Source organism: Mediterraneibacter massiliensis, assembly GCF_001487105.1.
GTDB classification, from domain to species: Bacteria; Bacillota; Clostridia; order Lachnospirales; family Lachnospiraceae; genus Mediterraneibacter; species Mediterraneibacter massiliensis.
This window is the reverse complement of record NZ_LN913001.1, coordinates 396,680-415,009: the sequence shown is the minus strand read 5'-3', so window position 1 is coordinate 415,009 and position 18,330 is coordinate 396,680. Positions and strand designations below refer to the sequence as shown.

The following is an 18,330-nucleotide window of genomic DNA, read 5'->3' as shown; positions in this document are numbered from 1 at the left end:
TATTCTTTTTTATTGCAGACCTTCTTCTTTTATATCATGCAGCAGGTTGTGGATAAGGAAGGCCATATTTTCTCCCAGCTGCGCATAATGGTCTGTTACATAAAGAACATCGTCACACTTAGAGGCGCACAGATTAGCTATACATCTCGTAAACCATTCCAATGAAATACAAAGTTCTCCATCTCTATGCAATGCTTCACAATACATACAGCGAATGTCATTGTCTATGATACAGCCAATACTTCCTCTGGCGAACTGCAACTCTCTTTTGTCCTTCAAGTACAGATAGGCAACGGCTCCGTCCTGTTCATAGGTATATTCCAATCCAAATACCTGAGCAATGAAAGAGATCGGTACGCACAAATATTCTCCTCTGACTTTCTGATCGCCGTTTAATCCATGATATTTTAACTTCTGCCATTGTATTGCGGGCACTTTCATTTTCACACGTTTATTTGCCACCCATGCAGTTTCACTTCCCGCGGATACTGCGATTGCAAAAGCATCTCCTTTACGCGGGATACGAGAACCTTCATCTACGATACTTCCATCTGCTTTTCTTCTAAGTCCGGAAAAATAATAATCCCATACGATCGCCGCCTCATCCAACGTTTGGCCATGATCGCGGTTTTTGATCTCAAAAAATACCGTATCTACTTTTTCGCCTTTATAAAAGGCAAATGCGTCCTCTCCGATAATACGGATTTCCGGATCTGTACTGCACCCATTTAATGTATTCCAATACGCTCTCGTATATTGATAGATCAGTTTATCCTCAAATTCACACCACGGCGGGCATCCGTTCTTTTCCGGAATAGATGTCCACATACCGACCGGTCCCGCCTCATTTTTTAATTTTCCATCCTGGTACAAAATCCGGGGATTGGGCGTGCCGCCACCTGCGCCGGAAGCAGCTGTCAAAACATTTCCAAAATATCTGGCAAACTGGGAGGTAAACATATTTCCGTTGGACATCCCCTGCATAAAGATCCGTTCTTCATCGATCGTATATTTCTTTTTCAGGTACTCCAGAAGTGCAAACACGAATTTAATATCCGGATTCTCCTCATTATCCGCTAAATTCTGTTTGATGTCATCCGGCATCTGTTCGTCTACTTTTCGTTCGAGTTCCGTTGCTTCCAGTGTCCATAATCTTCTGGTATGTGCGTTAGGGAATACGATGATCACATTATCGCGTTCTGCAACCATTGTCCAGGAAGTGTACACTGCCTGTCCCCAGCCTGTCATCAGACCACCATGCATGGCAAATACAAGAGGTGTTTTTCTCGACGGATCATAACACTCCGGTACATATTCATACCATTCATCCTCCGTTTCATTCCCCATGATACCGTGGAATTCCAGAAGTCTCTCCGGATATGGCTGAGAATTGTTTCCATTTTCATTTACAACAATATCCGATCCTTTTATCTTTTCCGGCAGATATTCTCTGTTATCATCATCCGGCGTTCCCGGTAATATTTGTATTCTATTTTCCATCTTCTTCCTCCTCTGAGAGCATCTCATCATAATTTTCCGGTATGATCGTCCCATGCAGCATATCTTTGATCAGATCTGCCATATTAGCCGAAAGTTGACTGGCATGATCGGTCACATACAGGACATCTTCACACTCTGAAACATGCATATTGCCTATATATTCCGAAAACCACGCAGCAGAAACATAGAGTTCTCCATCTCGGTGCAGAGCCTCACAATACATCTGCACAAGAGACTGATCAATGATACAACCTATACTTCCCCTTGCAAACTGTACTTCTCGCCCATCCGGCATTTTTACATACGCCGCCAAGTTCTGCTGGGTATACGTAAGTTCCGCTCCAAAAGCTTCTGCCAAAAAGGACAAGGGGACCATATGGTATTCTCCCCTTACTTTCTGTCCCCCGTCCAGACCATGATATTTCATCTTCTTCCACTTGCGTACCTTCCCTGTCATTTCCTCAATACGATTGTGAAACCATACTTTTTCACTGTCTGTGGTAACGGCAAACGCAAAGACATCCCCTTTCCTCTCACGTACTGGCTGCAGAGTAGAGATACTGCCATCCTCTTCCCGTCTGATTCCAGAAAAGAGATAGTCCCACACCAAGGCGGCATCATCAAATGTCTGCCCATGATCCCGGTTCTTAATATCGTAATAGACCACGTCCGCTTTCTCTCCTTTGTAAAAAGCCAGATTGTTCTCCCCCTGGATCGTGATCTGCGGAATATGTTCACATCTATTGATGCGCATCCAATACAAACGGTTATATTTATGTACTTTCTTTTCCAATTCTCGGTTCGGAGGAATGTCATTTCGTTCCGGTCTGGACTGCCAGATAGCCAGAGGCCCTCCCGTATTTATAATTTTTTCGTTTTTATCAAACACCAGAGATAAGAACGCCGCCGCACCGGAACCTGCCGCACCTGCAAGGACATTCCCAAAATTTCTCGCAAACAATCCGGTCATCATGTTCCCCATAGACATTCCCTGCATAAAAATTCTGCCTTCATCGATATTATAGGTCTTTTTCATAAGATCGATCAGACCCAAAAGCAGCTTAATATCATGATTCTCTTTTATATCTTTTGGGCAGGGCCGTACTCCCGGCGGTTCACCTTCCATGGATCCCGGCGTTTTTTTATCCGGATCGATCTCCCAGGTTGCCCACTGTACCTGCCAGAATCTGTTATAATTTGCATTCGGAAATACAACAATAAATCCGTCTCTGTCTGCCGCTAAAGTCCAGGAAGTATACACCGCTTGTCCCCAGCCTGTCATCATTCCGCCATGCAAAGAAAGGACCAATGGTGTCTTTTCCAGAGGCTGATAACTGTCCGGTACATATACATACCATTCATCTTCTATACCGTCCGCGACCACACCATGGAATTCCCTTAGATTTTTCGGATATGGCTGAGAATTATTTCCATTTTCATTCACTACAATTTCTGATTCTTTTAATTTTTCCGGCAAATACTCTCGATTGGCATCATCCGGTATTCCGGGTCTTAAAAACATCTTTCCCATCTGTGCTCCTTCCCGCTATTCAGCCTCTCTTTGAAAGGTTTCTTTTATATCCAGCCAGTCCAGGAATTTCTTGACATGGCGATTGCAATATTCCCAATTGTGGGCTCCATGGTCGATAACTCTTTCAAACTTCAGTCCTAAAGATTCGTATTTATCCATAAAAGCAACATTATCTTCATAATGTGTATCTTCTACTCCCGTAGCCATGTATCCTCTTGGCATTTTCTTACCCGCTTTTATCTGTTTCTTCAACATATATACCACGTCGTCTTCTGTCCCCAATGTATTTTTGGCATCTCCAAAGGCCGCAGCGAACATGTAAAACGGATCTTCCCTGTCTTCTTTTTCCGGGATTATCTCCGGCACATTTTTAATCCCGGAAAACAGACCAAATGCAGCGAATTTTTCCGGATCACGCAGCATCCATTTGAGTGTACCGTATCCTCCCATGGAGAAACCGGCTATATAATTTTCTTCCGGTTTTTCCGAGAGTGGAAATAAATGCCTTACCACTGCCGGAGTTTCAACCGATAACTGTGTAAAGTATTTAAAATCCCCATGTTTTGTGTCCATGTACCCCGAACAATATGTTCCGCTGCACACAACCGCAATACCTGCTTCGGCTGCATACAGTTCTAAAGCCGTATACCTTTGCCAATCTGTATAGTCAAAACCGCCTCCCGACTGAAGCCAAAGCACCGGATATCTGTAGCCTTTCGGCCTGTCTGCCAACGAGTGTCCCCATGTATTTTCCGGAATAATCACATTGACTCCTACATTCATCCGCAGCACTTCTGAAAAATAGTGCAGTCTGAAATTTGCCATTTTCTCTCTCCTCCTTTATTTTTCAGCAAGCAGCCATTTGATCGCATTACGCAGTACTGCAGGCTCTCCAAAATCCATGATTTCCCCTTCTGTCTTTACGTAACAAGCCTTTTCCTTTAAACTTTCTGCCAGACGCTGCCTTTCTTTTGCGCGGACAGATCCTGTTGTCCCCGCGATATAAAATTCTCCTTCTCTGCAGTTGTCTGCAAGAGCATATATATCATGCCCGCTTCCTGAAAATGTCTGCAGATCTCCAAAAACGGCTTTCAAAGATTCTTCTGTATGAAAAATGTCTGTGGGTTCTCCTCTCTTTGCCTGCCGGTATATTTGTTCCATATCAAAAATCCCGTCCATAGCGATACACTTGGAGAACACCTCCGGATGTTTGATTGCGGCTTTCACAGCTCCATAGGCTCCTGTTCCCACTCCGCCGATCCAGTTTTTCTCCGCCTTTTCGGACGCCGGCAGATTATTTCTGATAATGCCCGGCAATTCTTTGGAGAGAAATTCTTCATATTGAGGACCATACTCCATATTGCTGCACAAAGAATGTTGTGCGTCCGGCGCCACAATAAAGATGCCGAATTCCGCCGCACATTGTTCCGCCATTGTCTTATTCCAATCCAAGGAACTTCCGCCTTCGCTATGAAGAAGCCATAGTACAGGATACTTCTTTTCATGCCGTTCATCTGTAAGATCCAACTTATCCATTTCCGGCAAATACACATTGGCCCGAAAGGAACCACATAAGATCACAGACAACGCATTTACTTCTAAATATGCCATTTATTTTCTCCTCCTTTTTCTTATCTTCTACTACTATCTTCTCATTGCCTTCCCAAAATGTCAAACGTTTACATTTTCGTTTTTCCGGCTTCTTTTGTCGATTTCTTGACTTGGAGTTTCCCCTTTGTTAATATATTCTATATAGCTATGTGTAAACGTTATACAGAGAGGTGCCTATGACACTTTTTAAGAAGAAAACTTCCTATTCTATCCGAAAATTTTTATACCGTTATCTTCTGCTCCTTCTCCTGTGTAGTTCTGCTATACTTATTTTTTACTGTATCATTATAGTTACGTCTTATTCTGATCAGATGGAGTACAATACCTCTTCTACTATTGAGTATTACTCTCAATTATTGGAGACAGAAATGAAGCAGGTCGCTACATTCCAGCAAAAATTATGTTATTCCGATCAGTCCTTCCAACTGTTGACTCTGAAAAATCTACAGGATACCGAAAGAATAACATTGCAGTATAATGTGACTGAAATGCTGAAACGACAGGTAGCTCCCTATGAGAGTATTTTTATATTTGACAAGGAACATCGGATCGCTGCCTCCGTTTCCGGAGAAACCTTTTTTCGCGATGCCCCTCGCTATATTTATCAGCTGAACGATCTGCTGAAGACGTACTGGCTGCAGGATACACACACGGAATACAACCAATGGCTGCTATTTGAAGAGGGGTACCACCCCATTCTTATGCGGGCTTTAAAAGTACGGGATTTCTATGTCTGCACTGCCATAGATCTGGAAAATTATGAATTTTTAGATTATGTAGGCGGAGATTCTACTTCTTTGCAGTTTGGTTTTTTTAATAACAGGCAATTGCTCATTGAACACAACAGCCTGACAAAAAACATCACCTTGGAACAGGTAAAGCATCCCAAAAACACATTCTTTTCCGAGCGTTATATCATGACTGCGCCTATAAATGGAACCGACATCTATATGTTCTGCATTTTCCAGTCAAACTATATGGGAGAATTCGTGAAAATTTCTACGATTTTATTTGTGATCATTGCTGTTATATCCTGCGGGATCATTCTTTATACGGTCTATGTTTTTAACAAAATGCTGCTCTATCCCCTGGACAGGATCAACGCTGCCACAAAACACTTAGAACAAAATGATCCTTCTTCCTTCCTGGAATACAGTCACAGTAATATCATAGAATACCAAAACATCAATCTTGCACTGGCACAACTGATCAACCAGAAAATACTCCTGACTAACGAAAAGCAGGCTGAAGCATTTGAAAAAAATCATGCACAGCTGCAGTATTACCAGCTGCAGACCAACTCTCATTTTTTCATAAACTGCCTAAAGAGCCTGTACAATATGCTGGAAAGCAAGCAGTATATAAAAATGCAGAGAATGATCATCGCGTTTTCCAATCATCTGCGATACATTTTCCATGACAATCTCAAACTTGTCACTTTACAGTCGGAACTAACTGAAGTCAATGATTACTATAATATTATACTTTTGGACCGGGTGAATCCTTTTATCCTGAATATACAGGTAGATGACGCGCTTCTGAAATGTCAGGTTCCCGTTCTTCTCATACAGACATTTTTAGAAAATACAGCCAAATACAATAAACAATCCGGAAACCTGCTTATTTTTGATGTTAAAATAGAGGCAGCAGTCTTGCACAACGAACCTGTTCTGCAGATCATGTTAAGCGATAACGGGATTGGATATGCCCCAGAGATATTAGAGCGTCTCAACAATGCTGAAAATGATATGTATGCAAAAGAACACGTAGGAATTTCCAATCTAAAACGCAGGATTTCTTTGATCTATAAATCCAATTATCAATTTGCTTTTTACAATAAACCTTCCGGAGGCGCCTGTGCTTTGATCTATCTGCCTATAAAGGGAGAATTGCACGAAACACTTCCATCGGCTTTTAAGGGGGAATCAGAAAAATGAATATTTTAATCGTAGACGATCAGACTTCTGTGCTGGACGGACTGCTGCATGGCATCCATTTTGATCTGCTGAAGATTAATCATGTTTATACTGCTACGAATGTTTCAGATGCCAAGCAGATCATGTGTTCTCACAAAATACACATTCTTATGTCTGATATTGAAATGCCCGGCGAAAACGGTCTGGTATTAAATAAGTGGGTGGCAGAAAATTATCCCTCTATCATCCGTATTCTTCTGACTTCTCATGCGGTTTTTGACTATGCTAAAGAAGCCATGAAACTTGGATGTTTCGATTATATTGTGCAGCCGGCTCCTTATCACGAAATAGAAAGCACCTTAACACGCGCTGTCTCAAAAGTTTTGACACAAAAGCAGCTTTCCGACTATTACCATCTGGAAACGCTCAGCAATATTGTATTAAACTTATTTTCCTCTAATCCATCTAATAAACAGCACTCTTTAGTGTCCTTGAACCAGATGGGATATACGGTCAACGCCGAATCTACTGTACAGGCTGTCATTATTGATATCTATCCTTATTTACATTCTACTGACCCTGTATTTTCAGATTCTTCTTTATTCGTCACCCTCATGGAAGGTGCAGCAAGAGCTTTCACCGTGCAAGGGGTATACCCTTTGATCTGTCTGAACCGCTTTAGACAGTTCGTACTGTTGCTCGTCACGAACACGCCCTCTTTGGAATGTATTCCCAAAGAGCTTTTTGACGCCTTCTATCAGGATATTACAACTCAGATTTCCAATGAATTGTCCTGCTATATTACGCCCTGCGATCAGATAAAAAATATCCGCGAGCTTATACTGCCTGCCCATCAGACCGCCTTAAATAATGTCACAAAAAGACCTGGGCTCTACTTTTCAGAACAAAACATATCCATTCCTGATAATACAAGCCTTTCTGAAAACGCGGCACGCTGGACACGTTTGATCGACAACAGTCAATTTGCAGCACTGGAGGAAAATATATTTTCCTTCTTGGAATACAACGCCTTCCTGAACCACTTCAATCTGGAAGCCTTGTCCCAATTTCATCAGGAACTGACAAAGCTCTTTTTTATTTATTCATATAATCATAAAATAGATATTATGAGCTTATTTTCAGAAGACTACAGCTATAACGATTACATGAGCTGTTTTAAGGATGTAGAAGCTTTGAAAACAGGGATTTCTTACCTGATCAACGCAATCTCCTCCTCTTCTTGCGAAGATGAATCAAAAGATACCGTACAGCGCTCCATCGACTATATTCTCGCCAATCTTTCCAAAGATATATCTGTAAAGGATGTGGCAGAATACGTATGTTTCAGTCCGGAATATTTTTCAAAACTGTTCAAAAAAGAAACCGGAGAAAATGTAAAAAACTACATATTGCGCATCAAAGTAGAGGCCGCAAAAGATCTGTTGAAGAATCCAAATATCCCGGTCAGTATGGTAGCGTCCGAACTAGGATACAGCAACTTTTCACACTTTACACAAATGTTTAAAAAACATGAAGGCGTTACCCCCAGCGAATACCGTAAAAATTGCAGTGAACACCATTCATGACAGAAAAGGAGATGACTATATGAGTTACATGCGTTTTAATTTCAGAAGTCAATGTTTAGGCCATTATGTGGATGTCTCAATCGTGTACCCCACCGATAGCTACAGTTATTATCAGCAGTCTCCTGCCGCTTCCCCGCTCAGCATGGAGGGACAGCGTTCCAGAGTCTATACGCCTGGGATGAAATTTCAAACAGTATACTTGATCCACGGAGGCGGCGACGATGATACATTAACCTATCGGTACAGCAACGCGGAACGATACGCACAGGAAAATCACGTCATGCTTGTCACACCGAATATATGCAATTCTTTTGGGATCGATACACAATACGGAACGAAATACCAGACTTTTTTATCCGAAGAACTCCCTGTGGTCATCCAATCCTTATTCGCCTCTTCTCCAAAACGGGAAGATAATTTCATCATTGGATATGCAATGGGCGGTAATGCAGCTCTCGGCACAGCCATAATGCATCCTTCCCTTTTCCATACCTGTGTGGATATATCCGGCGGGATCGGCATGACACTTTCTACCCAAACATTGAAAGAGGAATTAAACGGAGACCACTTTAAAAATCATTTTCCACTGTATAACGCTGCTTTTGGAGATGCCGAACAGTTAGATGACTCTCCTTACGACCTCTACAGCATTGCCCGAAAGAACATACAGAGCGGTGAACCTGTGTGCGATTTTCATATCGTCTGCGGCTCGGATGAATTTATCAGAACACGTGTAGAAAAAGATGTAGAAATACTTAAAAAACTGGGGTATCCGGTAAACTATATCTGTCCGGAGGGATATAGACATGATTTTATACTTTGGGATGAATATATAAAAATCGCATTAAATAAGCTGTTGCCTCTAAAAAGGTAACAGCTTTATCCACTCCTTGATTTCTACCCCGCCACGATCGCATATTCTTTCTGAAAGCTTCCGCCCGGTTCAACCCGATTGATACCTGGCTTTTCTGACACATCTTTTTCAAAACCATGGTTATCACATCTTCCTGCCCATGGCTCCAAGCACACAAACGGCGAGTCTTTCACCGACCAGATACCAAAGTTCGGGAAATCTTTACATTCCACTCCTGCGAAAGGCGTTCCATCCAGATGGCAGATCCAGGCTTCCTCGATCTGTCCGCCGTCAAAGATCATCGTATCCAATTCAAACAGTTCATCTGAGAGTTTACAATATCCATCTTTTAATTCCAGGCTTCTTTTTGTCTCTGGCAGCGCCGTTCCTGTCTGCAGATCGACCCCTATATACTCCAATCTGTCTTTTCCCGGGAACTTAAGATAACAGTCATTTCTGCTTTCCATTCCCTTAGCACACCAAAATGCAGGATGTCCTCCGATCGTAAAATACATACTTTCTCCGGAATGATTTTTCACTTCCCATTTTACATACAAACGGTTCTTTTCCAGCTTATACATAATATATAATTCAAACTCAAATGGATATACTTCTTTTGTCTCCTCAGAAGAACGCAGAAGCCAGACAGCCGCTTTTTCCTCTGCCCTCACACAGAGAAAATCATTGTCTCTTGCGAAACCATGCTGTGAAGATGGATATTGATTCCCATCAAAAAGAACCTTATTGTTCCATGTCTTTCCTACATTCGGGAACAAAATCGGGGAATGACGTTTCCAAAATTCCGGTTTCCCATCCCACAGAATATCCTGCTCTTTCTTCTTATCATAGATTCTTACGACTTCTGCTCCCCGCTCTGCAATCTCCACACAGAGTCTTTCATTTTCCAGCTTCATCACAACACCTCCGCCTGCGTATAGCTGCTCTTATTTTGTTTCTTCTGTAGTTGAACTCTCTACTTGGATACAGTTATCAGCCAGATATTTTGCCACTTTTTCCAGCAGCACAGTTTGTTTAAGGACTTCTTCCCCATATTGTTCCTTAAATGCGTCCAAATCTTCTGCCCCTGCTTCTTCTGCATATTTTTTAATTGCTTCCTCATATTCTTTTTCAGAAGGCTCTAAATGCTTTTTCTCAGCAAGCAGTTTCACCGCTTCATTTCTCTTTACTACATTTTGCGCCGCCTCTTCTGCCTGTTTATTGAATTCTTCCAAGGTCATCCCATTCATATATGTAGTAAGAAAATCTTCAAATTCCATCCCATATGCTCCAGCGATTTCTTTATAATAGTCTGTTACCTGCTGTATTTGTTCTTCCACTTCACCTTTCGGATATTTCTTTACTTCTACTTTTTCTAAGAATACTTCCATTACAGCATTTTGCAGTTCCCCATCTACAGATTCCTGGTTTTCGTCTTCCAACTGCTTTTTAATCTCTTTTTTATATTCTTCTACTGTTTTCGATTTCTCACTGTTTTCCTTTACCCACGCATCCGTAAGTTCCGGCGTTTTCATCTGATAGATCTCATTGATCTTAATATGGAAATTCGCCACCTTTCCAGCCAGCTCTGCGTTATACTCTTCCGGAAACTGTACTGTAATGTCAAACTCTTCCCCTGTACTGTGCCCTACTATCTGCTCCGCAAAGCCTTTATAATCTCCTGTGGCTCCTATATATCCGTTATTTTCGCCCAATTCGATGGTAGCTCCGGCAGCCGTACCCCCTTCAAAAGCCACGCCGTCCACAGTTCCTGTATAATCCATGTTCACTGTATCACCATCCTGTGCGGCACGGTCTGTGATCGTCTCTTTTTCTGCTGCCAATTCCAGATTGCTCTGGATCACATTCGTTACCTTTTCCTCCGTGATTTCCGTACTTGCCGCCTGTGGAACTTCCAGATCTTTGTACTGCGTGATCGTCACATAATCATTTGAAATCTCCCCGCTGCAGCCTATGACAGATACTGCCAGCATCATGCTTACCATTATTGCAACTATTTTCTTTTTCATGTTCTTCTCCTTCTATGTTTTTCTGTAATCTTCTTTTTGCACTTCCTATATTTATACCACATTTCTTCTATGGTGAAAAGTTCCTTCTACAAAAGCGGAGACAGGAGTCGCGAAAACTGTTCTTTCGTCCGTATGACAAGCCCTCTCTGATCATAGATCTTTCTTGTCACATGGGTACATTGTGTCATATCGTTTTCAAATGTCCTCTCCAACCGCTGCACAGTACGCTCACTGTAGATCACCGCATTCACTTCAAAATTCAGACCAAAACTACGAATATCCATGTTCGCAGTCCCTACGCAGGCTACCATTCCATCCACACTGAGTGTTTTCGCATGCAGAAAGCCATTGTTATATACATAGCACTTTGCTCCCGCCGCAACCATATCTCCCAAATAAGAATACGTCGCCCAATAGACAAACGGATGATCTGGTTTACATGGAACCATGATACGGACATCTATCCCGGACCGACTAGCGATCTTCAATGCGTCAAAAATGGATTCATCCGGTATAAAATAGGGGGTCTGTATATACACATGATCTTTTGCGCTGTGAATCAAACGCAGATAATTATCATGGATCGTTTTTATCTGCGAGTCTGGACCACTGGAAATGATCTGAACGGGATCCCTTCCATGTCTTACATAATTCGGTATCTCAAACAATCTGTCCTCCAAAAACAGATTTTCTTTCGCTGCATAATTCCAGTCTAATACAAACCGGACGGCAAGTGAAGTCACAGCGGCTCCTTCTATGCAAAGATGGGTATCTCTCCAATAGCCAAACTTCTTATCATCCAGTCCCAGATATTCTCGTCCGATATTAAAACCACCTACAAAACCGATCCTACCGTCGATCACGACGATTTTCCTGTGATTCCGGTAATTGACGCGCAGCTGGAGCTGCCCAAGCAGAGCCGGGAAAAACTCTGCCACTTGAATACCTGCTCTTTCCAATCTTTCCCAGTCTTTATTGTGCATTGTACGGCAGCCCATACTGTCAAAAAGCACACGGACTTCTACACCCTCTTTTGCCTTTTTCAAAAGAACCTTTTCTATCTCCTGCCAAAGTTCGTCATTCCGTATGATATAATACTGCAGATGGATATACCGCTTCGCCTTCTTCATCTCCTCGATCAGATCCCGGAATTTTTCTTTGCCGTCTGTATAGATACGTACATCATTGTTGTCTGTCAGGACAGCTTCTCCCGCTTCCAGGTTATACAGGATCAAGTCTTTAAAACGTGCCATCTCTGGATTGGCAAGCCGCAGTTTTTTTCTGTATATCGTCTCTTCCTGCCGCCGCACCGCATATTTTAACTCCCCTTCTATTTCTTTTGCCTTGAACATCCTGCTTTTATGAAAGTCTTGCCCGATCACAAGATACAGGAGAAAGCCCAGGATTGGAATAAAATACAACAAAAGCAGCCACGTCCAGACTGTCTGGGGCGATCTTCTCTGAAAGAAAACAATAACCAAAGACAGAAGTATGTTAATGACCAGCAGATTGTCCATAATAAAGTCATACCCTGCCACCAATACATTCCATATTGTTTCTGCTACACTCATAATTTGATAAAAACTCCTTTTCTTCTGCATACCATATTCTGCTTCCCGCAATCTGGAAGCAGAAAAGCAAGTCACACAAACAGTATACTCGCTTTATATGGGAAAAGTAACCCCAAAATATCAAATTGCTTGCACTTGTCCGCAAACAATGATACAATACTACTTGCGAAACAGAGTAATTAGGAGGGTTCTATCGTGAGTACACCATTGATAATAATGCTTGTAATTCTTGGGATATTGATCATCGCAGTCATTGTTTTATATGTAATGGGGAAAAAAGCAGAGAAAAAGCAGGCGGCACAAAAAGAACAGATGGACGCTATCGCTCAGACAGTCAGTATGCTGATCATCGATAAAGGAAAAATGCGTCTGCGGGATTCGGGTCTTCCATCCGCTGTTTTGGAAAACACCCCCAAATATCTCCGACGTGCAAAAGTTCCTGTCGTAAAGGCTAAAGTCGGTCCTAAGATCATGACACTGATGTGCGACGCACAGATTTTTCCTTTGATCCCTGTCAAAAAAGAAGTAAAAGCCGTCATCAGCGGAATTTACATAACTGGGGTTAAAGGTCTGCGTGGTTCTCTTGAAACACCACAGAAGAAAAAAGGGTTTTTCGCCCGCTTAAGAGGCAAATAAATATCACATGACAAAAATATGCTCTGTTCTGACAGATAGGGAAAGATTCACCTATGTCAGCGCAGGGCATATTTTCGTATATCCATCCAGGCTGATGATAATAACTAATAGTTCTTTCTTTGGGCACACAGCAGGATGTTTTTTAGGTCCGGAAACGACCACAAAGCGTATATACAATAAATAGGCAGATCTTACCAAGTAAGACCCACCCGCTTAGAAGGCTTCTATGAAGTCCTCGAATAAGTATACGTAGTTTTACATGAGATAATAATACTGGACACTGCACAGATTACGACTGCAATTAACGCATAAATGGAAATCGCAGAAAAGGTATTTGCACACCACAGCAGCACAGCACAAACTCCCCACAAAATATGTACGCTGCCTGTACCTCTGTACCAGCCCCTAAGCTGTTCTTTATCCGAAAGCCGTTCGAGCACTCCTTTTGGTATACCTCTTCCCGCAAACATAAATGCACCTCTCAATATAAAGCAAATCCCAAATGCGCCTAATAATGCCAACATAGCATGACCTCCCACCTTTTTATTCGTTCAGAATAATTTTATTCTTAATACACTGTCCTTTTGCATGTTCTAAAATAGCTATCTCTATCTCCCGTAAGGGATAACTCTCTGATATAAAATCTTCCGCTTTGATCGTACCGTCTTTCAACATCTCAAAGGCTGCCATTGTATAGCGCGGTGTCGTGTGATACAGCCCCATTATTGTTAACTGGGAATAGTGTACCAGATTCGCATCTGCCACCAGATTCGTTCCTGCCTTTGTGCCGCCAAAAAGGAGTACAGTCCCTCCCTTTCGTGCCATACGGATATTTTTCTCCCATACTTCTGGATACCCAGTAGCCTCGATCGCGACATCACACCCTCTTTCATCCGGTGTCAATCTTCTCACCTGCTCCACCGTATCTCCAAAAGCGGCGTTAACGATCTCTGCCGCTCCCATTTTCTTTGCCACACGAAGCCTTGCTTCTGATAGATCCGTTGCGATAACCCTGGCTCCCTTTTTTACAAGAAGTGCAATATACATCAATCCGATTGGGCCCGTTCCATTTACTACAACTGTATCTCCAAGCTGCACTCCCACATTCTCAACGCCATAGGTCACACAGGAAAGAGGTTCCATCAAAGCCGCAGTCTCATAGTTCATGGAATCCGGCAATAAAAATGTATTCTGCTTCACGATTCTTTCCGGAATCAACTGGTACTGAGAAAATGCCCCCATATTCCACAGAATATCCTCACACATCGAGTGTATTCCTTTTTTACAGTAGAAGCACTCCTGACATGGCGCCGAATTATGGCATACGACCCGATCCCCTTTATGGAATTGTGTCACCCCTTCTCCAACAGAATATATGATTCCTGACGCTTCATGGCCAAACCCATAAGGGGGAATATCCCCCGGATATCCTCTCATATATGTTTTCACATCTGTCCCACAGGTCAGTGCCACCTTATTTTGTACGACAATTTCTCCATATCCCGGAATCGGAATTTCACATTCTTCGATCTTAATGTCCTTTGGTCCATAGAACATTACCTTTTTCATTCTTCTTCCTCCGGCTGTACGCCATAAGTTTCAAATTTCTTCAACACAACATCCAATTGTTCCCCTGTCAACAGTACTGGATCGCCCGCCACTTTACATTTATAGTAGATTTCCGCGCAAAATTCAATTTCTTCTGCATTATCAAAAGCCGTGGGAAGATCCGCGCCGCCTGCTAAAAGGCCGTGATTTCCAAGCAAAACTGCATATCGATCCTGCATTCCTTCTAAAGCGCTCCGGGCAAGTTCATATGTTCCAAAAGTTTCATATTTTGTACAACGTACATTTCCACCTGCCGATCCAATCAGATAAGAGCATGGTTCGATTCCCCAGTTTAAACATGCAAGCACACTGGAATATGTACTATGTGCATGGACGACTGCATAAATATCTTTCCGTTCACGGTAAAAAATACTGTGCATCTCATGCTCACTGGAAGGTTTCCTCTTCCCATCCACTATGTTTCCCTCTAAGTCCATCAGAACAATATCTTCCGGCAATAATGTAAAGTAGTCCATTCCACTTGGACTGATCGCCATGAGTTTTTCCTGCGGATTATACATACTGATATTTCCACCCGTTCCTTTTGTAAGTCCATGTGTGATCAACTTTTGAAGATGTTCCACGATTTCCCTACGTTCTTTTTCCATTCGCATGATGTTTACCTCCTTATTAGTTAAAGCACATCCTTATTGCATATATTTTTCTTATCCCCATTAACAAAATATCCATATAAAGCCTCCGCAAGTGTGTACGGAGAAAATGCGATCGAATCCACAGTGTCCCCTGCTATATGCGGCGTCAATGTAACATTATCCATCTGCATAAACGGATGGTTTGACGGAAGAGGTTCCTGCTCAAATACGTCTAATGCCGCTCCTGCAATTTTATGTTCTGTCAATATTTCTATCAGAGCCTTCTCCTCTATCAGACCTGCCCTTGCCACATTGATCAAGTATGCTTTTGGCTTCATCAAACTAAGAAGATCTCTGCCAATAATCCCATGATTTTCTGCTGTCAATCGCAAATGCACCGTGACTATATCCGCCTCTTGAAATACTTCCTCCATAGTTTCCGCTGACTTCACTGGCAGTCTGTCCATCTCCTCTTCCCTGAGATAAGTATCATATCCTATCATCGACACACCAAGTAGATGCAGTTTTTCGGCAAGAAGAGCGCCTATGTTTCCCAACCCTATAATTCCTACTGTCATATTTTTTAAAGTAGAAGTAAATTCCGAATTCCAAAACTGCGTCTCCCATTTCCCCTCACAAATCTTATGATGTGCACGCGCAATATTGCGCGTTTCAGCCAGCATGATGCCAAGAGTAAATTCTGCCACTGCCTCCGAATTTCTGATAATATGGAGTAATGGTATTTTTCTTTCTGTAAGAGCAGAAACTGCGATATTTTCTGTACCGCCTCTGCATATACCCACTGCTTTTAAACGATGGGAGCAGGAGATTAATTTTTTTGGCACAGGGCAGAAATGGACGATCAGTATATCCGCATCCCGAATCGCCTCTTCTAATCCATTCGGGTAAGGAACCGCATCCGGTCCCTTACTCTCCAAAGCTGTCTGCATTTCTGTAAATTCTTCTTTATCCCCTGTTCCCCATGTCAAACTGATCACTTCCGCCCCCCAAAAAGGCAGTTTCTTCACAGCATCTTCCATTATCTGTGCTGATACGTATGCATCTCCCACAACGACGATCCGTGAAATTACATTGATTTTGCTATTTGTCATCAGGCACTCACCTCATTTGCTGTCTTTACATCATTACAGGTAAGCATATAATTTGTAATTGCCTCTTTATTCTTTTTGTAGAAAATAAAAAGAGCAAAATATACAACGACTGTAAGAGCGATCCACAGTGGATTCTGGGATAAAAACGCTGCAAACAAAAGAGCCAAAAACGGCATAAAGCAAGTACTGGTTATCAGCATTGTGGAACTTGTAAGAGTAAAACCTACGTCCACTGCCACTGTTGTATATAAGTCTGCCATCCATCCCCATACATATAATGCCAAGGAGAAATATAACATCGTTCCGATCAATGTCTTAAGCATATTCCCCTTAGAAATACTAATCATTGGGATCATACAATATGGCATAGCGATCAAGTCTACCATAATAAGCGCGCGGTTTCCGGGCAGAGCAAATGCAAGCGCCAACATGATCGGAATCATCAAAGTACCGACCATGATCGTTGCCGGCTCCCCATATCCCGTCGCATCATTTACAGCAAGATACCACTTTCTGCCTTTCCCGTGTTTTTTCGCCGCACCTTTCGTAGATTCTGTCAGCAGAGTAAATGCCGCGGCAAATAAGGAGGCGATTTTTGGGAAAATAGCCATCACTGCCGCAGTACTGATCGCAGAAGTCGCGATCTCTCCCCAAGATGCCAAGTTCCCCAGATCATGTACATTTCCTATAAAGCCCAAAATAAAACCTATAAACAACCCTAATACCATAGGTTCCCCAAAAAGTCCCAATCGTTTCTGCACTGTACTCAGATTTATGTTCACTTTATTTAATCCAAGCTTATTCATCAGAAAATTCACAATCACATAGAACGGAACACCTTCTACATGGTGCGGTGCAGTAAGAGCACATCCCGGGTAATTGTAATAAGAGGAAAAACAAGGCGCCAATATCTCTGCAAATAAAAGGACATACAGATTCATTAAAATCATCAATCCCATGGATAACCAGGCATTTTTTGTCGCCACATACAGCGTAGAGCCCCATAACATAAAAGAATACGTATTCCATAAATCAGACGGCATAAAAATATTCGTCCATTTTACTGTAAATAAAATAAGCTGTATCACAATTGCCACTACTAAAAATGCCATGCCAATCTCCGTAGAATATGCAACAAGCGCACAAGCCTGCCAGCCTACATCTAATACCGGAAGATTTACACCTGTATTTTCTACCATTTTATCTACGATCCCACTTATATTAGGCATATAAGCATTGATCATCAAACTAAAACCGGTGAGCGCAACGCCTGCCAGCAGTGCAGAACGAAAGGCCTTGCTGGGCTTCGCACGCATAGCCATTGCAATAATAAAAATAATGACCGGTACAGATACTGACGCTCCAAAAGTATCAAATACATTCGATAAAGTTTCTAACATATCTTTCTCCTCCTTTTCTCTCTCATTATTTTCCCAATTCCTCCAAAACTTTCAACGCTTCTTCCATAAATTCTTCTTCTGCAAATCCCGTCATAAAATTCACTGCATTGATCATAGGTATATCTACCTCTTCTTCAACAGGACTCGTATAGGCGATAAAATCATAGTTTCCTGACATCAATGCTGTTTTTACTCCCCCTGGATTGACTTCCATTGCTTCAAAATTATACCCCAGCTCTTCAAAGCGCTCCTGCATCTTCACGGCAATCATTGTAGAACTGACTGTTCCCGAACCACATACAGAAAGAACTCTTACTGTTTTCCCCTCTCCTCTGCGTGTTTTTTCCTGATGATCTTCCTTATTTTTCTTTTTAAACAACATGCTG

18 protein-coding genes are annotated in these 18,330 nt (G+C 42.2%); 4 read left to right on the top strand and 14 right to left on the bottom strand.

Annotated features, from left to right (window positions below; all coding sequences use genetic code 11):
* Window positions 1–9: 9 nt before the first annotated feature.
* From BN3282_RS06120 to BN3282_RS06105, 4 genes are read right to left on the bottom strand one after another with little or no spacing between them, the layout of a single operon-like run.
* Window positions 10–1,500, bottom strand: a complete 1,491-nt coding sequence (locus tag BN3282_RS06120; protein ID WP_059067488.1) for a CE1 family esterase — start codon at window positions 1,498–1,500, stop codon at window positions 10–12.
* Window positions 1,490–3,031 carry a stalk domain-containing protein gene (locus tag BN3282_RS06115; RefSeq protein ID WP_059067486.1) on the bottom strand — a complete coding sequence of 514 codons (1,542 nt, stop codon included), beginning with the start codon at window positions 3,029–3,031 and terminating at the stop codon, window positions 1,490–1,492. Before BN3282_RS06115 ends, BN3282_RS06120 begins: the two co-directional genes overlap by 11 nt.
* A 15-nt stretch (window positions 3,032–3,046) precedes the next feature.
* Window positions 3,047–3,856: an alpha/beta hydrolase gene (locus BN3282_RS06110; protein WP_059067485.1), complete on the bottom strand. Its 810-nt coding sequence runs from the start codon at window positions 3,854–3,856 to the stop codon at window positions 3,047–3,049.
* Window positions 3,857–3,871: 15 nt separating this feature from the next.
* Window positions 3,872–4,642 (bottom strand): alpha/beta hydrolase, encoded by a 771-nt coding sequence (locus BN3282_RS06105; RefSeq protein ID WP_059067483.1) that lies wholly within the window; start codon window positions 4,640–4,642, stop codon window positions 3,872–3,874.
* Between the two features lie 311 nt (window positions 4,643–4,953).
* On the opposite strand from BN3282_RS06105, the gene BN3282_RS06100 reads away from it, so the two are divergent.
* The 3 genes from BN3282_RS06100 to BN3282_RS06090 are packed head-to-tail and all read left to right on the top strand — an operon-like array spanning window position 4,954 to window position 9,018.
* Window positions 4,954–6,579: a sensor histidine kinase gene (locus BN3282_RS06100; protein ID WP_205408528.1), complete on the top strand. Its 1,626-nt coding sequence runs from the start codon at window positions 4,954–4,956 to the stop codon at window positions 6,577–6,579.
* Window positions 6,576–8,144 carry a response regulator transcription factor gene (locus tag BN3282_RS06095; protein WP_059067478.1) on the top strand — a complete coding sequence of 523 codons (1,569 nt, stop codon included), beginning with the start codon at window positions 6,576–6,578 and terminating at the stop codon, window positions 8,142–8,144. The genes BN3282_RS06100 and BN3282_RS06095 overlap by 4 nt, the downstream gene beginning before the upstream one ends.
* Before the next feature lie 19 nt (window positions 8,145–8,163).
* A complete protein-coding gene (locus BN3282_RS06090) occupies window positions 8,164–9,018 on the top strand; it encodes an alpha/beta hydrolase (protein WP_059067476.1) in 855 nt (284 codons plus the stop codon).
* A 23-nt stretch (window positions 9,019–9,041) separates the two neighbouring features.
* On the opposite strand, the gene BN3282_RS06085 is transcribed toward BN3282_RS06090, so the two are convergent.
* From BN3282_RS06085 to cls, 3 genes are all read right to left on the bottom strand, one after another.
* A complete protein-coding gene (locus BN3282_RS06085; RefSeq protein ID WP_059067475.1) occupies window positions 9,042–9,911 on the bottom strand; it encodes an aldose 1-epimerase family protein in 870 nt (289 codons plus the stop codon).
* Window positions 9,912–9,941: 30 nt separating this feature from the next.
* Window positions 9,942–11,024, bottom strand: a complete 1,083-nt coding sequence (gene tig / locus BN3282_RS06080) for a trigger factor (protein ID WP_059067472.1) — start codon at window positions 11,022–11,024, stop codon at window positions 9,942–9,944.
* An 86-nt stretch (window positions 11,025–11,110) separates the two neighbouring features.
* Window positions 11,111–12,595, bottom strand: coding sequence for a cardiolipin synthase (gene cls / locus BN3282_RS06075; RefSeq protein WP_059067470.1), 1,485 nt, complete (start codon window positions 12,593–12,595; stop codon window positions 11,111–11,113).
* Between the two features lie 195 nt (window positions 12,596–12,790).
* Between cls and BN3282_RS06070 the strand changes: the two genes are divergently transcribed.
* Window positions 12,791–13,231, top strand: coding sequence for a hypothetical protein (locus BN3282_RS06070; protein WP_059067468.1), 441 nt, complete (start codon window positions 12,791–12,793; stop codon window positions 13,229–13,231).
* Window positions 13,232–13,282: 51 nt separating this feature from the next.
* Here the strand turns inward: BN3282_RS06070 and BN3282_RS15005 are convergent, their stop codons facing one another.
* From BN3282_RS15005 to BN3282_RS06040, 7 genes are read right to left on the bottom strand one after another with little or no spacing between them, the layout of a single operon-like run.
* Window positions 13,283–13,429, bottom strand: coding sequence for a hypothetical protein (locus BN3282_RS15005; RefSeq protein WP_162858221.1), 147 nt, complete (start codon window positions 13,427–13,429; stop codon window positions 13,283–13,285).
* 26 nt (window positions 13,430–13,455) lie between these two features.
* The gene (locus BN3282_RS06065) at window positions 13,456–13,755 is read right to left on the bottom strand and encodes a hypothetical protein (RefSeq protein ID WP_059067466.1); all 300 of its coding nucleotides are present in this window, start codon (window positions 13,753–13,755) and stop codon (window positions 13,456–13,458) included.
* A 19-nt stretch (window positions 13,756–13,774) separates the two neighbouring features.
* Window positions 13,775–14,800: a zinc-binding dehydrogenase gene (locus BN3282_RS06060; RefSeq protein WP_059067464.1), complete on the bottom strand. Its 1,026-nt coding sequence runs from the start codon at window positions 14,798–14,800 to the stop codon at window positions 13,775–13,777.
* A complete protein-coding gene (locus BN3282_RS06055) occupies window positions 14,797–15,453 on the bottom strand; it encodes an L-fuculose-phosphate aldolase (protein ID WP_059067462.1) in 657 nt (218 codons plus the stop codon). Before BN3282_RS06055 ends, BN3282_RS06060 begins: the two co-directional genes overlap by 4 nt.
* A 20-nt stretch (window positions 15,454–15,473) precedes the next feature.
* On the bottom strand, window positions 15,474–16,544 hold the full coding sequence (locus BN3282_RS06050; protein ID WP_059067460.1) for a 2-hydroxyacid dehydrogenase: 1,071 nt from the start codon (window positions 16,542–16,544) through the stop codon (window positions 15,474–15,476).
* Complete coding sequence (locus BN3282_RS06045) at window positions 16,544–17,944, bottom strand: PTS galactitol transporter subunit IIC (protein WP_059067458.1); 1,401 nt, start codon at window positions 17,942–17,944, stop codon at window positions 16,544–16,546. Before BN3282_RS06045 ends, BN3282_RS06050 begins: the two co-directional genes overlap by 1 nt.
* A gap of 25 nt (window positions 17,945–17,969) precedes the next feature.
* The gene (locus BN3282_RS06040; RefSeq protein ID WP_082667488.1) at window positions 17,970–18,326 is read right to left on the bottom strand and encodes a PTS sugar transporter subunit IIB; all 357 of its coding nucleotides are present in this window, start codon (window positions 18,324–18,326) and stop codon (window positions 17,970–17,972) included.
* Window positions 18,327–18,330 lie beyond the last annotated feature (4 nt).

What these genes read in the sequence shown, in the direction of transcription:
- BN3282_RS06065 (WP_059067466.1), bottom strand. Translation starts at nt 13,755, where the DNA reads ATGTTGGCATTATTAGGCGCATTTGGGATTTGCTTTATATTGAGAGGT.
- BN3282_RS06105 (WP_059067483.1), bottom strand. Translation starts at nt 4,642, where the DNA reads ATGGCATATTTAGAAGTAAATGCGTTGTCTGTGATCTTATGTGGTTCC.
- BN3282_RS06095 (WP_059067478.1), top strand. Translation starts at nt 6,576, where the DNA reads ATGAATATTTTAATCGTAGACGATCAGACTTCTGTGCTGGACGGACTG.
- BN3282_RS06060 (WP_059067464.1), bottom strand. Translation starts at nt 14,800, where the DNA reads ATGAAAAAGGTAATGTTCTATGGACCAAAGGACATTAAGATCGAAGAA.
- tig (WP_059067472.1), bottom strand. Translation starts at nt 11,024, where the DNA reads ATGAAAAAGAAAATAGTTGCAATAATGGTAAGCATGATGCTGGCAGTA.
- BN3282_RS06115 (WP_059067486.1), bottom strand. Translation starts at nt 3,031, where the DNA reads ATGGGAAAGATGTTTTTAAGACCCGGAATACCGGATGATGCCAATCGA.
- cls (WP_059067470.1), bottom strand. Translation starts at nt 12,595, where the DNA reads ATGAGTGTAGCAGAAACAATATGGAATGTATTGGTGGCAGGGTATGAC.
- BN3282_RS06120 (WP_059067488.1), bottom strand. Translation starts at nt 1,500, where the DNA reads ATGGAAAATAGAATACAAATATTACCGGGAACGCCGGATGATGATAAC.
- BN3282_RS06085 (WP_059067475.1), bottom strand. Translation starts at nt 9,911, where the DNA reads ATGAAGCTGGAAAATGAAAGACTCTGTGTGGAGATTGCAGAGCGGGGA.
- BN3282_RS06045 (WP_059067458.1), bottom strand. Translation starts at nt 17,944, where the DNA reads ATGTTAGAAACTTTATCGAATGTATTTGATACTTTTGGAGCGTCAGTA.
- BN3282_RS06055 (WP_059067462.1), bottom strand. Translation starts at nt 15,453, where the DNA reads ATGCGAATGGAAAAAGAACGTAGGGAAATCGTGGAACATCTTCAAAAG.
- BN3282_RS06110 (WP_059067485.1), bottom strand. Translation starts at nt 3,856, where the DNA reads ATGGCAAATTTCAGACTGCACTATTTTTCAGAAGTGCTGCGGATGAAT.
- BN3282_RS06050 (WP_059067460.1), bottom strand. Translation starts at nt 16,544, where the DNA reads ATGACAAATAGCAAAATCAATGTAATTTCACGGATCGTCGTTGTGGGA.
- BN3282_RS06100 (WP_205408528.1), top strand. Translation starts at nt 4,954, where the DNA reads ATGGAGTACAATACCTCTTCTACTATTGAGTATTACTCTCAATTATTG.
- BN3282_RS06090 (WP_059067476.1), top strand. Translation starts at nt 8,164, where the DNA reads ATGAGTTACATGCGTTTTAATTTCAGAAGTCAATGTTTAGGCCATTAT.
- BN3282_RS06040 (WP_082667488.1), bottom strand. Translation starts at nt 18,326, where the DNA reads ATGTTGTTTAAAAAGAAAAATAAGGAAGATCATCAGGAAAAAACACGC.